This is a genomic window from Arthrobacter sp. JZ12, assembly GCF_035189165.1.
Classification (GTDB): Bacteria; Actinomycetota; Actinomycetes; order Actinomycetales; family Micrococcaceae; genus Arthrobacter_D.
The window spans coordinates 1319134-1334303 of the sequence record NZ_CP045246.1; the positions used below are offsets into that span (position 1 = coordinate 1319134).

Here is a 15170-nt window from a genome sequence, read left to right on the forward strand (position 1 = left end):
GTGGGGGAAGAGTCCCGGCCCGAGCTGATCGCCGACCGCCAGAGCCCCCGCCGGCTGCTGGCTTCCGAGACTGTCTTCGCAGGCAAGATCTGGGACGTGGTCAGCGAGAAGTTCCTCCTGCAGGAGGACGGTGAGCCGCTCACCCGCGAGTACATCCAGCATCCCGGAGCAGTGGCCATTCTCGCTCTGGATGACCAGGAGCGCGTCCTGCTGCTGCGCCAGTACCGTCATCCCGTGCGTATGGACCTGTGGGAAATCCCTGCCGGCCTGCTCGACGTCGACGGCGAGGACTTCGTCGCGGCGGCAGCGCGGGAGCTGGCTGAGGAAGCGGACCTCACTGCCACGGATTGGCACGTCCTGACGGACCTCTTCCTTTCCCCCGGCTCCTCCAGTGAGGCCCTGCGGATCTACCTGGCACAGGGCATCGCGGAGGTCCCGCACGAGGACCGGCACACCCGGACCCACGAGGAAGCGGAGATTGAGCTGGCGTGGGTGCCGCTTGAGGAAGCAGTCGAGGCGGTGCTGGCCGGTCGGATCCACAGTCCGTCGGCTACCGCTGCGATCCTCGCCGCTGCTGCCGCCAAGCTCATCAACTACCGGTCGCTTCGCCCTGCCGACGCACCCTGGCCGGAGCACCACAGCCAGCACGGCACCTGGCCCGCCGGACCCGTCCTTCAGGGCTGACATGGCCGAGGGCGGGCAGGCCACCGCGCAGGACGAGCTGCTGACCACTGCTCCCGGCCGGGTGATCAGCGAGTACCTGCAGCACATGCTCGTGGAGCGTGGCCTATCCGCCAATACGCTCGCTGCCTACCGGCGGGACCTGCTGCGCTACCACCGCTTCCTCATCGCCCATGGCATCGAGTCGATGGACGCTGTCACCCGACCGCTCATCTCCACCTTCGCCCAGGGACTTGCCACCGGCGAGGACGGTCAGGCCCCGCTCAGCGCCCGCTCGGCGGCGCGCACCATCGTGGCAGTGCGCGGCCTGCACCGCTTCCTCGCGCTGGAGGGAACGACGACGGCGGATCCCGCTGAAGACGTGCACCCGCCGACAATCGGGCAGCGTCTGCCGAAGGCTATCTCGGTGGACGACGTGACCCGCATCCTCGAGGCCGTGGACACCTCCACTCCCGCCGGTCTGCGGGACCGTGCGCTTCTCGAGTTCCTCTATTCGACCGGTGCCCGCATCAGCGAGGCAGTGGGTCTCGACGTTGACGACGTGTCGGTCGATGCCGCCCTGGACGGTCCCGGCGTCGTCCGGCTTTTCGGGAAGGGTTCCAAAGAGCGCCTGGTGCCTCTCGGCTCCTACGCGGCGCGGGCGATCGAGGCCTACCTGGTCCGGGCCCGTCCCGCCCTGGCCGCCAACGCCTCCGCCCGGGGAAGTGCACCCGCGCTGTTCCTGAACATCCGCGGCGGTCGCTTGAGCCGCCAGAGCGCCTGGACCATTCTGAAGGCGGCAGCCGAGCGGGCCCAGGTCGGTGGGGATGTCTCGCCCCACACGCTACGGCACTCGTTCGCGACCCACCTGCTACAGGGCGGGGCCGACGTGCGCGTGGTGCAGGAACTCCTGGGGCACGCTTCAGTCACCACCACGCAGGTCTACACCCTGGTCACCGCTGACACACTGCGCGAAATCTACGCCGCCGCACACCCCCGCGCTCTTTAAGTCCTTTAATTAGAGAAACCTTGTAACCTCATCCGTCCATCCGGAAACACAAGGGGTATGGACAGGTTAACTACACCAGGGGGGACAGTGCTGCAGCGATCCGATGACGTATTCGCGGCGCTCCACAGGGAACACCGCACACGGGTCTTCTCCTACATATACCGGCGCGTGAGCAGCCGGGAGTCAGCCGAAGAACTCACCAACGATGTATTCCGAATCGCCTGGCAGCGCAATCCGAGCGCTTCCGACATGACCTCGGCATGGCTGCTGACCGTCGCCCGCAACGTGATTGGCAACGAGTACCGCCGCCGTGAGCGTGCCGAGCACCTGATGCAGCGCGTGCGGGACTCCGTGGTCATTGCTGCGCGCGCCGGTCACGGTGCACAGCAGCAGGCCGTCGCCGACTCGCTGATGCGCCTGCGGGAAAAGGACCGCGAGGTTTTGCTGCTCGCCTACTGGGACGACCTGTCTATTACCGAGATCGGCGAGGTGCTGGGCTGCAGCGCCTCCGCCGCCAAAGTACGACTGCACCGGGCCCGCGCCGCGTTTGCACAGATGATGCCTGCCGCTCTGATGGCAGAGGAAGGTGCCTGAGATGGACCGCATAGAGAACCTGATCCGGGGCCTGGACCCCGTGCGCGCGGAACGGAAATCCTCCGATTCCCCCACCGAGATTCTTTCCTTCCCATCGGCCTTCCCAGCCGAGTCTGCAACAGACGCTGGGAGCCGGGAACACGGAGCTACCATGAACACCGAATCCATCCACAGCGGACCCGTCTCCGGACTGGACCCGGATGAGAATGAGCAGCAGGCATTCAGCGATGACCGCGGGACGGTCGTCCCGCTCCAGCGCCGACGCCGGGTCGCCGCAATCATCGCGGGGGCAGCAGCGGCCGCGGCGGTGGCGGGCGCCGTCGTCGTCGGCGGGACGCTGGAGGCACCTAACCCGTTGCCGGCCGCGAGCACCGACCCGACGCCGTCGGCTGCACCCTCAGAGGAAGCAACCGGGGCCCCATCGCCGACACCGGAGCCCACCGCGGACCCCACAGCGGAACCGACCGGTGTCCCCACCGGGCCGCCGGCCGACGAGGGCTGCCGCGTTGAGGATGTCGACCGCGTTATGGAGCAGGGCAGCGATTTCATGAGCCTGACTCCGCTTACTACCAACCCGAGCGATTACGTGGTGGTGGGCTGCACGGACGAGTGGATGGCTCTGGAGATGACAGACGAAGCCAACGAGGCAAGTCAGCTGGACGGTGGCAACGCATGGTTTTACATCGCACGCAGGGTCGACGGTCAGTGGCTTCTCGATACCAACTCCTACGGCACCATTTTGAAGTGGGACACGTATGTGCATCCGGAGGGTTTCACGCCGCAGGAGTTGATGGACCAGCGGTTCGCTGCAGCCGGGATCCCGGTGGAGCTTCGTGAAGAGTTGGTTGGGGAAGGGCCCGAAATGTCCGACCTACGTAATCTTCATCAGCTCACCGATCTGGGACTGGTATTTGAGACCCCGGGTGATTGGGAGGTGCTCCCTGCTTCACAGGGCGTCGATCTGGTCAACGCCGAAGGCACCAAAGTAGCCAATGTGCAGCACTCGAATGCCAGCGGGCTGGGTGGCGCGTGTGTGCAGGATGCGGTGGCGTGGGAGGAGATTGGTGCGGTGCCCGTCTCCGTTACCGGAACGGGAGGCGTTGAAATTGCCGCGCGCTTCACTCTTCGCATCTTCGACGGCAACCCGCGGTTGGCCACGCCGGCCCTGGTGGCAGCGCATGAGCCGACCTCAGGGGAGAGTTGCATGCTCTACAACGTCATCAGCGAGCCGGCCACCGGGCTGCTTGCCTTGGCTACCTCGTTCACCCTCTCACCCCACGAGGCGGGCAACGCGCTGGAATTTGCCTCCCGGGCAGAAGCCGAAGCTTACGCCGACTCCGAAGAGTTCGCCGTTCTGGCCGAAATTGCAGAGTCCCTGGTAGTTACTAACTGACAGGGCCAGCGAAACTGAGGGCACTCTCCCATCCTGCTGGTCGGCGACTAACAGCAGGATGGGGGTCCTGTCGTTTCAAGGTTCCCGGTATGAGTATCGATGGTCGGCAGCATAGGAGCGGAAAACATCTTCGGTCGAGCTGCCGTGAATGTGAAACTCGTCCTTGAGGAACGCTGCGAGAGCATCGAGCGAACCGTTCAGCATAGTACCGGCGGTGCTCACCGAGGGCCGGCCGGACCGGCACGCGCTTGCAGCGAGGTCACATGCGTAGGACAGGGACGCGGGAAGGGACAACGACTTGTTCGACTCCCAGAAGTAGTAGGTTTCCGAGGTTTGGGTCAGATCTACGCGTATCTGGACGAGGTCAGCCGTGAGGGCTTCGATGGTGTTCGCAACGGCGCTGGCCTCCGCCACGTCGATGCGGTTTGCATAGCCGGCTTCCTGGAGCAGGGATAATCGCAGCGCCAATGCCCTTCGCCGACCAAGCGCAGGATAGATCTGCATGAACCAGGACACCGCCGCCGTGAGCAGCGCGAACCCGGTGAGCGCTTCAAACGGCGAAAGGAACCGGATGACGGGATCAATCGCAATGACATCACCGTAGCCGAGCGTCGTCAGTGTGACGGTGGAGATGTAGAGGGCTTCAGCAACGTTGCCGTACTGTGACGGATCGATTCCCGGCGAGTAGCTGTAGCCCCCCGGAATGTGCGGATAGAGCAGGAGAGCCCACCCCGCCGCCTGAAGGACCGCCCAGAAGAGGATGACTGCTACAAGCGACAAGGGACCGGCAATCGCTGCCGGCCCGTCGCCCAGACGGCGGACGCTACGCCATACCGCCACCACGCAGAGACGGCTCAAGCGTCCCCGACCACTGGGATGAAGCAGTGTATGAAACACCTCGACGAGCCCTAGCAGAATCACGACGACGCCAAGCACTGACAGGAGCCACAGCACGCGTATCTCCAAACTCTTCGACGGATTGCCGGACCGGTGCAGTCTAGCGAGTTCATTGCTCGTCCGTGGAAAGATGGGGGAGATGAACGACGCCGATCCTCGCGCCGGAGACCCGGAGCCGCCGGAAACAGTCCGTAGGCTCAGCACAGCTGAACTCCTGGCCCGCCGGCTTGACCGGCCGATGGGCGTTCTCGGCGTGATCTTCCTGTTCGTCGTTCTCGGTCAACTGGTCGCGACCGATCCGGCGCTGAGCCTCGCGTTTTCCATAGCCGGTTGGGTCTTCTGGGCGGTGTTCGTGGGCGAGTTCCTCCTGCGTGCGTATATCGCGGGCTTCAGCGCCGCCTTCTGGAAGAAGAACTGGTGGCAGGTAATCTTCCTCCTCGTCCCCTTCCTCAGGTTCTTCCGCGCGCTACAGACGGTTCGTCTGCTCAGACTGGCAAGAGTTGCACGCGTAGGCGGCATCCTGTCCGCGGGAGTGCGCGGGTCCCGCTCAGCCGGGAAGCTCCTGTCCAGCCGTATCGGGTGGATGGCTGCCGTAACCGCCGTCGTCATCCTCGCCGCCAGTCAGCTGCTTTATGCCACAGAGACCCACAGCAGCTACGGCCAAGCGCTCTTTGAAAGTGCGATGGCCACAATAACCGGAAGCGGAATCACTCCGCGGACCGGCTTCGCCCGTATTGTCCAGGTGGTCCTTGCGGTGTACTCGATAGCTGTTTTCGCAACCCTCGCAGGATCGCTCGGTGCCTTCTTCCTCCGGGAGGATCGCAAGAACCAAGGGGCTCCGAGCGTCGAGGAGCCGCCCGTACAAGGCCACGACTAAACTTGAAGCCCATGACTCCCCGCCACGTCGCCCTCTGCTTCCTGTTCCGGAACACGCCGTCAGGACGCGAAGTGCTGCTGGGCCTGAAGCGTTCAGGCTTCGGTACCGGCCGCATCGTCGCCCTGGGCGGCGGCATCGAGCCTGGCGAAACCGCGGTGGAGGCAGCGGCGCGCGAGGCGCGCGAAGAAGCCGGTGTCGCCATCGACGTCGCCGACCTCACAAAACTGGGGGAAGTGCGCTGGCGATTCCCGGTGAAGCCGGTGCTCGACATGGACGCAGTTGTCTTCACCACCGACCGGTTCACCGGGGAGCCGGCCATCAGCGACGAAATCGATCCCTGCTGGTACCCGGTGAACGGCGTTCCATGGGACGGCATGTGGGACGACGCAAAGCACTGGCTGGGACACGTACTCCGGAACCAGCGGCTCAACGTGACAGTCACGCTGAATCCGGACAACAAGACGGTGGCCACGGCGGACTTCGTCTAGCAGGTCCGCGCGAAGAAGGTTACTGTGCGCCGTCCACCGCTGCCAGGATTGCCGCACCAAGCTCGGCTGGCCGCGTGAACTGCGGCCAATGCCCGGTGGGCAGGTCCACGTACTCAACGTTTTTCATCCTGGCCAGTTCGGCGACGAAGGGATGGCCCTGTGCGACCCACTCCTGTAGCTGCGCGGAGGGAAACTCGCAGGCGATTATCGTGGCCGGAACGCTGTAGCGCCGCTCGTCGTCGGAGAGTTGCTGCGGGTCGCAGGCCACCCCGCGGGGCTGTGGGATGGCCCGGCTCCGAAACTCGGCACGCAGTTCCTCGTCCAGGTCCAGCAGGTCCGCGTCGTCGAACACGGTCCAGTCAGGCAGGGGGATCTCGTCTCCCTGCTCGGGCAGCTCGTCATTGATGACGCCCCCATGGCCGAGCGGCCCGCTGTCCACGTAGATGGCCCGGGCAACCCGCTCCGGGCGCGCATCAACCACAGCGTGGATAATAGCGCCGCCACCGGAGTGTCCAACCAGCGCAACATCCCCGTTCAGGGCGTCGACGGCGGCGGTGACCGCCTCAACGTGCGTGCGGAGGCCGATGCCCGAGCGGCAAGCGTCCCTTGATTCGAGCCCGGGGAGTGTGAGCGGGTGAACCTGATGCCCCGCGGCAGTGAGGATCGGTGTAACGCCCGACCAGGAGGAAGCGTCGAGCCAGAATCCGGGTACCAGAATGATGTCCATGCGCCGAGACTATCGGCCCGTCGAACCGATCCGGGAGGAGAATTGCCTCATTGAGGACAGATTCGGTCCGTGTTCAGGACAGGTGCCGCTCCTCGGGTCCGCTGTAGGCGCTGAGCGGACGGATCAACGAGTTGGATGCCCGCTGTTCCATGACGTGCGCCGTCCAGCCGGTGATGCGTGCGGCGATGAACAATGGCGTGAACATCTCGGTGTCGAAGCCCATCAGGTGGTAGGTAGGGCCCGCGGGGTAGTCGAGGTTGGGCTTGATGCCCTTGGCTTCCTGCATTGCCGTTTCGAGCCCCTCGTAGAGCCCGAGGATTTCCGGGCGCCCGTAGTGCTTGATCATGCCGTCAAGTGCGGCCTTCATGGTTGGCACACGCGAGTCGCCGTTCTTGTACACGCGATGCCCGAACCCCATCACCTTCTTCTTCTGGGCAAGTGCCTCATCCATCCAGGCCCTTGCCCGTTCGGCCGCGTCCTGCGGTGCTTCGTCCTGCCGGATGCCGATCTCTTCGAAGGTGTGCATCACTGCTTCGTTGGCACCGCCGTGGAGAGGCCCCTTGAGCGCGCCGATCGCGCCGGTGACGGCGGAATGCAGGTCGGCCAGGGTGGATGTGATGACGCGCGCGGTGAACGTTGACGCATTGAAGGAGTGCTCGGCGTACAGGATCATCGACGTGTTGAACGCATGGACAACCTCCGGTGCCGCTTCCTCTCCGAACGTCATCCAGAGGAAGTTTGCGGAGTAATCGAGGTCGTCCCTCGGCTCGACGGCCGGCAGCCCGCGCCGACGTCGCTGGTCATAGGCAACGACGGCGGGAAACGCTGCGAACAGCTCCACCGCCTTTTCCAGCTCAGCCTCCGGCGATGAGTCTTCCGCCCGCGGGTGGCTTGCGCCGATCACCGACACGGCCGTGCGGCCTACGTCCATGGGGTGGCAGCTGAGCGGCAGCAGGTCGATGGCGGCTTTCACGTTGTCCGCCAGCCCCCGCGATGAGCGCTCGATTGAACGGAACTGTTGGGCCTCGGCTTCGTTGGGAAGCTCTCCGTGCCACAGCAGCCACGCGACGTCTTCGAATCCGACGGCGGCGGCCAGCTCCTGCACCGGGTAACCCCGGTAGAGCAGTGAGTTTGATTCCGGATTCACCTTGGAGATTGCGGTGGTGTCCGCAACAACTCCGGCGAGGCCCTTGGAAATCGGCTGTTCGGTCATGCCAGAACTCCTTTGTCTGGGTAGTTCCAGGCCCACGCGGCGAGTCTAGTGTCCGCCGGGCACCTGGAAGTTGAACACTGAGGTGTCGAATCGGTTGTAGGCCTCATAATCGACCAGCTCATAGAGCCGAGCACGGGTTTGCATCGAGTCGACGGCAGCCTGCTGGGAGCCGTGGGCCCTGATGGTGTCCAGCGTACGCTCCGCCGCACCCATCGCACTACGGAGCAGGGTCACCGGGTAGATCACCATGTTGACGCCGGCTGACTCCAGCTGCGAGGCCGTGAAGAGCTCGCTCTTCCCGAACTCGGTCATGTTCGCGAGGATCGGCACCTCGACCGCGCGCCGGATTGCGTCGAACTCGGCGAGATTCCGCATGGCCTCCGGGAAGATCGCGTCAGCACCGGCGTCGACCAGGGCACGCGCGCGGTCCTGGGCTGCGGCCAGCGTGTCGGTTCCGCGGATGTCGGTGCGCGCCATGATGAGGAAATTGGGATCCCGTCGCGCGTCGGCAGCGGCACGGATCCGCTTGGCGGCGGTGTCGACGTCGACCACGTTTTTCCCGTCGAGGTGTCCGCACCGCTTGGGGTTGACCTGGTCCTCGATATGGCAACCGGCAAGTCCCGCGTTCTCCAGTTCCTGGATGGACCGGGCCACGTTCATGGGCTCGCCGAATCCCGTGTCCGCGTCCACCATGGCGGGCAGGTCGGTCATGCGGGCTATCTGCCCTGCCCGGGTGGCCACCTCAGTCAACGTGGTGAGTCCGATGTCCGGAAGGCCCAGGTCGTTGGCCAGCACCGCCCCGGAGATGTAGACGCCGTCGAACCCCTTGTCCTCGATCAGGCGGGCCGAGAGCGGATTGAAGGCGCCGGGGAACTGCTGGATCCGCCCCGAGTCCAGCCCGTCCCGGAGGTCCCTGCGTTTCTGTTCAGGTGTGCGCGTGGAGAACAGCATCAGAACAGTCCCTTCGGTGCGGAGGTGGAAAGCACCCCGGCGGCAGCCGTCAGGTTCAGCTGGTCAAGCTCGCCGGGTGCCAGGTGGGGGAGACGCTGGACTGCTTCAAGGAAGCGGTCCACCTCAGAGGCGTCGACGATGCCGTCGGCCAGAGTGCGAAGCTTGCCGATGTACTGCTCGCGAGCGAACGGACGCGCGCCCAGGGGATGTGCGTCGGCCACAGCGATCTCGTCGGTGACGGTCGACCCGTTCGTTAGCGTGATCTCGACGCGTCCGCCGAAGGCCTTCTCGCTGATGTCCAGGGAGTGGTAGCGGCGGGTCCACTCGGCATCCTCGACCGTTGATACTTTCTGCCACAGCGCAACGGTGTCCGGGCGCGAGGCACGTTCCGGGGTGTAGGAGTCGACGTGGTGCCACGCGCCGTCCTGCAGCGCGACCGTGAAAATGTAGGGAATAGAGTGGTCGAGGGTTTCGCGGGATGCGGCGGGGTCATACTTCTGCGGATCGTTGGCGCCTGATCCGATGACGTAGTGCGTGTGGTGCGAGGTGTGGATCTTCACCGCCGCCACATTCGCCGGATCGGTGACCTCCGGGTGGGCCGCATGCAGGCGGCGTGCGAGATCGATCCAGGCCTGGGCCTGATATTCGGCGGAGTGTTCCTTTGTGTAGGTGTCCAGGATGGCCCGTTTGGTTTCACCTTTCGCCGGCAGCGGTACTTCATAGCGGGCGTCCGGGCCGTCCAGCAGCCAGGCGATGACGCCGTCCTCGCCCTCATAAATGGGAGTGGGGGAGGTCTGTCCGCGCATGGCCCGGTCCACTGCCTCGACAGCCATCTTTCCCGCGAAGGCCGGCGCGTGTGCCTTCCAGGTGGAGATTTCGCCCTTGCGTGACTGCCGGGTTGCGGTGGTGGTGTGAAGCGCCTGGCCGACCGCCTGGAAGATCGTCTCTGTAGCCAGTCCCAGGAGGGTGCCGATGCCTGCAGCGGCCGACGGCCCAAGGTGGGCAACGTGGTCGATTTTGTGCTTGTGCAGGCAGATCGCCTTGACCAGGTCGACCTGAATCTCGTAACCGGTGGCTATCCCACGCAGGAGGTCCGCTCCTGATGCTCCGGTGTGCTGGGCCACGGCAAGGATCGGGGGAATGTTGTCGCCCGGGTGGGAATAGTCCGCGGCAAGAAACGTGTCGTGGTAGTCCAGTTCCCGGACGGCCACGCCGTTGGCCCAGGCCGCCCATTCCGGCGATGTCTTTTCCCGGATTCCGAAAATTCCCGCTCCGGAACCGTTGGCCGACACCGGATGGCTGAGCGACTGCGCTCGGGCGGCGACGATCGGTGCCCGATTCAGCGAGGCAACGGCTACCGACGCGTTGTCGATGATCCGGTTGATCACCATGTCGGTGACGTCGTCGTCGACGGGGACCGGGTCCGCGGCAACTTCCGCGATTTTCCAGGCGAGCTGGCCGGCGCGCGGAAGGTTCTCCTCGCTGCGATAGACACGGACGGGATGGAGCTCAACCATGGGCGGCTTCCTTTCGGGTGGGCGCTTCTGTGTTGGCCCGGAGGGCCAACAGGTAGGAGAGACTGTTGTGCAGGTGGACCTTGGTTGAAGCGGCAGCAAGGTCGGAATTGCCGGCAGCGATCGAACGGGCAATCTGGGCGTGTTCCGAGGCCGAAGCAAGAAGGCGCGCGGCGTCGTCGTGCGCGAGTCGGCGCACCCGGGCGAGGTGGGTTCGCAGTGGCCGCTGCGCCTGCAGCAGGTAGGGGTTTCCCACGGCGGTATCGATTGCGGTGTCCAGTTCCGCAGCGAGCCGGTAGTAATCCTGGCGCCCCGCGCCGGAACCGCGGCCCGAGATAAGCGAGGGGGCGTCTTCGAACCGAAGGGCGAGGTCGGCGAAGGCCCGCCGATTGGGTTGCGCCGCCGCCAGCGCCGCGGCGGCGCAGTCAAGGGGAATGCGCACCTCGAAGAGGCTGGCCACCTCATCAAGGGAAATGTCGGTTACGACGACGCCGCGTCCGGCTTGCGGCGTAACCAGCCCGTCTGCGGTCAGCCGGGATAGCGCTTCGCGCAGCGGGGTGCGGGAGACTCCCAGCCGTGCGGACTGTTCAACCTCGGCCAGCACGGCGCCGGGGCGCAGGCGCCAATCGATGATGTCATCGCGAAGAGCTGCGTAGGCGCGGTCACTTGCCCGCATCAGCCATCCACTCCGCCCGATTCACGGCTCCAATGTATACAGCAAAGGTGCGGGAGGCAAGGGTGGACGCACATTATCTAGGGTCAGGCCTTGCGGCTGTATACAAAACCCGCTGACAAGACGACGGCGGCTCCCAGACCTGAGTGCCGCCGTCGTCGGTTGTCAGTGTGCCGAATTCAGGCCTGCTGGGGGTACTTCTCCTGAACCGCTTCCCAGTTTCCGGTCTGTGCAATGGGGTCCATCCACAGCAATTCCCAGGAATGGCCGTCCGGGTCTGCGAAGGTGCGCGAGCGCATGAAGCCGTAGTCCTGGGGTTTGCCCTCAGTCCCGCCAGCCGCGATGGCCTTGTCTACAAGGTCGTCGATCTCCTCAGGGGTTTCGACGCTGATGGCATTGAGTACTGCGGATGTGGTGGACGTATCGGCGATCTGCTTTTCGGTGAACTGCTGGTAGTGATCGTGCGTCAGGATCATCACGTAGATGGTGTCGCTGACTACGATGCACCCGGCGTTCTCATCGCTGAAAGCCGGATTCAGGGTCCAGCCGAAACTCGTGTAGAAGTCCTTGGACTTCTGCAAATCCCTGACAGGAAGGTTGATGAAGACGCTGGTGGCCATGATGCTCTCCTTCGGTTGGATGAACGGCGGCGAGATTGCTCGCTCAACCAATAGACGGCGGGGCGTACCGAAAATCATCGGTCGGTCGCAGGAGGAAATTCCGGAAAACTTTTGCGACGCGGCCTTTCTCGGCTGGAAAGCCGCCCTAGGCTGGTTCCATGCACTCCACGATGGAGCCCGAACAGTCGACCAAATCCTCCGAGCAGGATCCAGAGGCGTATCGCCGCGAGCTGACCGGATACTGCTACCGGATGCTGGGATCAGGAGCCGAAGCGGAGGACGCTGTCCAGGAAACCCTGCTCAAGGCCTGGGACCGGCGTGCGGATTTCAACGGACGGTCTTCCCTGAGGACCTGGCTGTACAGGATCGCCCATAACGTGTGCATCGACATGCTCCGTAGTCCCCAACGCCGTGCGCGACCCATGGACCTGGGTGGAGCCACCCCCACCTCCGCTGCGGTGCTTGGGGAGCCTCTTCCGGAGACCGTCTTCGTGCAGCCCATCGCGGACAGCAAGGTCATTGACCTGACGGCGGACCCGGCGGAAGTGGCGCTCGCAAAGGAATCGATTCGCCTGGCGTTCATCGCTGCACTGCAGCACCTGCCGCCGCTGCAACGGTCGGTGCTCATTCTGTGTGAGGTCCTCGCGTGGAAGGCGAGCGAGGCAGCGGCGCTACTGGAGCAGACAGTCGCGTCCGTGAACAGCGCGCTGCAGCGCGCCCGGAAGACACTTGCAGCGCACCGCGGTCCCGAGCTGATGTCGACGATGGACCGCAAACATGCGGAACTGCTCGAGCAGTACGTTGAAGCGTTCGAAAGCTACAACATCGACCGCCTTGTCTCGCTGCTGCGCGATGACGCGGTGCTGTCGATGCCGCCATTCAGGCTATGGCTGCGCGGACCGGAAGACTGCGCAGCCTGGTTCCTAGGGCAGGGGATCGTGTGCAAGGACAGCCGCCTGCTGCCTGTAATGGTCAATGGGACAGCGGGTTTCGGCGCCTACCACTTTGTGGAGCCCGGCCTGTGGGAGCCATTTGCAATCCAGGTCATCGAAACCGCGAACGGCCGCATCGTGGGCCACCACAACTTCCTCTATCCGGAGCTTTTCCCGGCCTTCGGCCTGCCCGACAGAGTCGACGAGCGCTGATCACCGGTTCCAGGTGTACTCAAGCTCCGGGCGGCCGCGGGTTCCGTACCGAGGCGTGCGACCGGCGGATCCGTTGTCGGCGAGGTACTCGAGGTAACGCCGAGCAGTCACACGAGACAGCGCCAGCGACGATGCGACCTCGACGGCTGATACCGGCGCAGACGCCGATGACATGAAGGAGATAACCGCCCGAAGCGTCTCCTCCGAGAGCCCCTTGGGCAGAACTGCCTGCGCCGACGGACGCAGGGCCGCCAGGGCGTTGTCCACCTCCGACTGCGTCGTCGATGAAGCCTGGGCCTGCAGGTTCTGGCGGAACTGCCGGTAGTTTCCCAGCTTGTCGCTGAACGCCGAATAGGTGAACGGCTTGATCAGGTACTGCACAATCCCGGAGGAGATGGCCGACCGGACCACGGAGAGGTCTCGCACCGCAGTGATCGCAATGATGTCCACCGCACTGCCGGAGCCGCGGATCCGGCGGATGATGTCCAGTCCGTGCAGATCGGGAAGGTTCATGTCCAGCAACACCAAATCAACCGCCCGACCCGGCGAATCCCGGCGCAGCGCGGCGAGTGCGTCGGATCCGGTAGCGGCTGTGCCGGCCAGTTCGAAACCGTCCAGGCGCTGGACGTACAGCGCGTGGGCCTCGGCCGAGATGGGATCGTCCTCCACGACGAGCACCCGGATCGGCTCGCTGCCGGGGGTTTCAGTCATGCTGCTCCTTCCTTCCTGAAGGCCCTCCAAGGGGGAGACGGACCGTGAAGCGGGCGCCGCCGTCGTTGGTTGCGTGAATTGTGCCGCCGAGGCGGTGCACAGCCTGCCGCACCAGAGCCAGCCCCAGCCCGCGCGTGCCTGCGGCACCCTTGGAGGTGAACCCGAGGGTGAAGATATTGCCCAGCTGGTCGCTGTCCAGGCCGGGCCCGCTGTCCCACACTTCAATGATGACGACGTCGGTGTGTTCCTCATCGGGCCGGATAGACAGGTCCACCGAGCGGTCATCCGAGGCGGCCGCGGCGTCGAACGCGTTGTCCAGCAGGTTCCCGATGATGGTGACGAGGTCCCGCGGGTCCATGCCGCCGGTCTGCAGAACGCCGGGCACATCGATGGACAGGTGCAGCCCGCGCTCGTTGGCCTGCGCGGCCTTGCCTACCAACAGTGCGGTGATGAACGGCTCGTCGATCGCCGCCACTACCTCGTCGGTCAGCTGCTGTGATTGCTCCAGATCCCGTGTGGCGAATTCGAGCGCCTCGGTACTGCGATCGAGCTCGATCAGGGAGACAATCGTGTGCAGCCGGTTCGCATGCTCGTGCGTCTGCGCTCGCAGGGCGCCGGTGAGCGTCCGCATCGTCTGCACCTCATCGGTCAGCGCCTCGAGCTCGGTGTGGTCCCGGATGGTGGTCACCGTGCCCAGCGGCTTGGTGCCCGAAGCGGGAACCGCAGGTTCCTGGTTCACCACAAGGACGCGGTCGTCGGTGACGTGCAGTTCGTCGACGGCGCGCCGGCCGCTCGCCAGCAGCTCGCGGATGGAAGGGGAGAGCCCGACGTCGGACACCGGCACCGGCTGCCCTGGCACCGAGGGCGGGAGGTTCAGCAGGGAAGCTGCCTGGTCGTTGTACAGAACCAGCTCTCCCTGCAGGTTGGTCAGCACGAGGCCGTCCCGAACTGAGTGGAGCACCGAGTCGTAGAAGACGAACATGCGTGAAAGTTCCTGCGTGCCGAGGTTCAGCGTGGCCCGGCGCAGGTGGCGGCTGAGCAGTAGGGAGACTGCCGTTCCGGCGATGAGTGCGCCGGAGGCAAGCAGCCAGACCAGGGGCAGCTGGGCATTGCGCGCGATGGACACGGTGTCCACGGTGACTCCGGCGGAGACCAGGGCGATGACTTCTTCCGCAGAATTGTCGCCCGCGCCGAACACTGGAACGATGGCGCGGACCGAGGGGCCCAGGGTGCCGGTGAAAACCTCGACGTGAGGACTTCCGGACAGCGCCTGTTCGATGGACCCGATGTACCGGCCGCCGATCTCGCTCTCATTGCGGTGGGTGTAGCGGGTGCGGTCGGTGTCCATGATGGTGATGAAGTCAACGCCAAGCTCGTCCATCACTTCGGCGGCATAGGGCTGCAGCAGGCGGCTCGGGTCCGGCGCCTGCACAGACTCGCCCACGAACGGATCATTGGCGAACGTGGTGGCCACGGCCAGCATCCGCTGAGATTCGGAGTCGAACGTATTGTCCTCGGCATCGAGGTAGAGCACCCAGGAGATCACGCTGGTCAGGGCGAGGACAAAGACGAGCTGACCGACGAAAAACTGGCGGGCAAGGCTCCAGTTCCTCACGTCCAACACGCTCCTCTGCTCAAGTCCGTCCCTTGTTGCGCGCAGTTGGGTAAACGCACGGCGAACAGTATGAACGCAATGGT

16 protein-coding genes are annotated in these 15170 nt (G+C 64.8%); 7 read left to right on the forward strand and 9 right to left on the reverse strand.

The genetic code is table 11. The features are described from left to right. The 4 genes from GC088_RS06135 (at position 1) to GC088_RS06150 (ending at position 3656) form a co-directional block, all read left to right on the forward strand. Positions 1-684, forward strand: a complete 684-nt coding sequence (locus tag GC088_RS06135) for an NUDIX domain-containing protein (protein WP_323961391.1) — start codon at positions 1-3, stop codon at positions 682-684. Between the two features lies 1 nt (position 685). After that, a complete protein-coding gene (gene xerD, locus GC088_RS06140; RefSeq protein WP_323961392.1) occupies positions 686-1669 on the forward strand; it encodes a site-specific tyrosine recombinase XerD in 984 nt (327 codons plus the stop codon). Positions 1670-1756: 87 nt separating this feature from the next. Next, positions 1757-2263 carry an RNA polymerase sigma factor gene (locus GC088_RS06145; protein WP_323961393.1) on the forward strand — a complete coding sequence of 169 codons (507 nt, stop codon included), beginning with the start codon at positions 1757-1759 and terminating at the stop codon, positions 2261-2263. A 151-nt stretch (positions 2264-2414) separates the two neighbouring features. Beyond that, positions 2415-3656, forward strand: a complete 1242-nt coding sequence (locus tag GC088_RS06150; RefSeq protein ID WP_323961394.1) for a PT domain-containing protein — start codon at positions 2415-2417, stop codon at positions 3654-3656. 75 nt (positions 3657-3731) lie between these two features. Here the strand turns inward: GC088_RS06150 and GC088_RS06155 are convergent, their stop codons facing one another. Beyond that, positions 3732-4610 (reverse strand): potassium channel family protein, encoded by an 879-nt coding sequence (locus GC088_RS06155; RefSeq protein WP_323961395.1) that lies wholly within the window; start codon positions 4608-4610, stop codon positions 3732-3734. Positions 4611-4692: 82 nt separating this feature from the next. Between GC088_RS06155 and GC088_RS06160 the strand changes: the two genes are divergently transcribed. Together GC088_RS06160 and GC088_RS06165 are read left to right on the forward strand one after the other, a co-directional pair. Then, a complete protein-coding gene (locus GC088_RS06160; RefSeq protein WP_323961396.1) occupies positions 4693-5430 on the forward strand; it encodes a hypothetical protein in 738 nt (245 codons plus the stop codon). 11 nt (positions 5431-5441) lie between these two features. After that, a complete protein-coding gene (locus tag GC088_RS06165; protein ID WP_323961397.1) occupies positions 5442-5918 on the forward strand; it encodes an NUDIX domain-containing protein in 477 nt (158 codons plus the stop codon). 19 nt (positions 5919-5937) lie between these two features. On the opposite strand, the gene GC088_RS06170 is transcribed toward GC088_RS06165, so the two are convergent. From GC088_RS06170 to GC088_RS06195, 6 genes are all read right to left on the reverse strand, one after another. Further along, a complete protein-coding gene (locus GC088_RS06170) occupies positions 5938-6645 on the reverse strand; it encodes an alpha/beta fold hydrolase (protein ID WP_323961399.1) in 708 nt (235 codons plus the stop codon). 73 nt (positions 6646-6718) lie between these two features. After that, positions 6719-7858: a bifunctional 2-methylcitrate synthase/citrate synthase gene (locus GC088_RS06175; protein WP_323961400.1), complete on the reverse strand. Its 1140-nt coding sequence runs from the start codon at positions 7856-7858 to the stop codon at positions 6719-6721. A 45-nt stretch (positions 7859-7903) separates the two neighbouring features. Continuing rightward, a complete protein-coding gene (gene prpB, locus GC088_RS06180) occupies positions 7904-8809 on the reverse strand; it encodes a methylisocitrate lyase (RefSeq protein WP_323961401.1) in 906 nt (301 codons plus the stop codon). Then, complete coding sequence (locus GC088_RS06185) at positions 8809-10326, reverse strand: MmgE/PrpD family protein (RefSeq protein ID WP_323961402.1); 1518 nt, start codon at positions 10324-10326, stop codon at positions 8809-8811. Before GC088_RS06185 ends, prpB begins: the two co-directional genes overlap by 1 nt. Continuing rightward, positions 10319-10999, reverse strand: coding sequence for a GntR family transcriptional regulator (locus GC088_RS06190; protein ID WP_323961403.1), 681 nt, complete (start codon positions 10997-10999; stop codon positions 10319-10321). Before GC088_RS06190 ends, GC088_RS06185 begins: the two co-directional genes overlap by 8 nt. A gap of 176 nt (positions 11000-11175) precedes the next feature. Then, the gene (locus GC088_RS06195) at positions 11176-11616 is read right to left on the reverse strand and encodes a VOC family protein (RefSeq protein ID WP_323961406.1); all 441 of its coding nucleotides are present in this window, start codon (positions 11614-11616) and stop codon (positions 11176-11178) included. Positions 11617-11774: 158 nt separating this feature from the next. Between GC088_RS06195 and GC088_RS06200 the strand changes: the two genes are divergently transcribed. After that, entirely contained in the window at positions 11775-12761 is a 987-nt protein-coding gene (locus GC088_RS06200; RefSeq protein ID WP_323961407.1) for a sigma-70 family RNA polymerase sigma factor, read from the forward strand. Here GC088_RS06200 and GC088_RS06205 read toward each other — a convergent pair whose 3' ends face one another. Next, positions 12762-13472, reverse strand: coding sequence for a response regulator (locus GC088_RS06205; protein WP_323961408.1), 711 nt, complete (start codon positions 13470-13472; stop codon positions 12762-12764). Then, positions 13465-15087 (reverse strand): sensor histidine kinase, encoded by a 1623-nt coding sequence (locus GC088_RS06210; RefSeq protein ID WP_323961410.1) that lies wholly within the window; start codon positions 15085-15087, stop codon positions 13465-13467. The genes GC088_RS06205 and GC088_RS06210 overlap by 8 nt, the downstream gene beginning before the upstream one ends. Between the last annotated feature and the right edge of the window lie 83 nt (positions 15088-15170).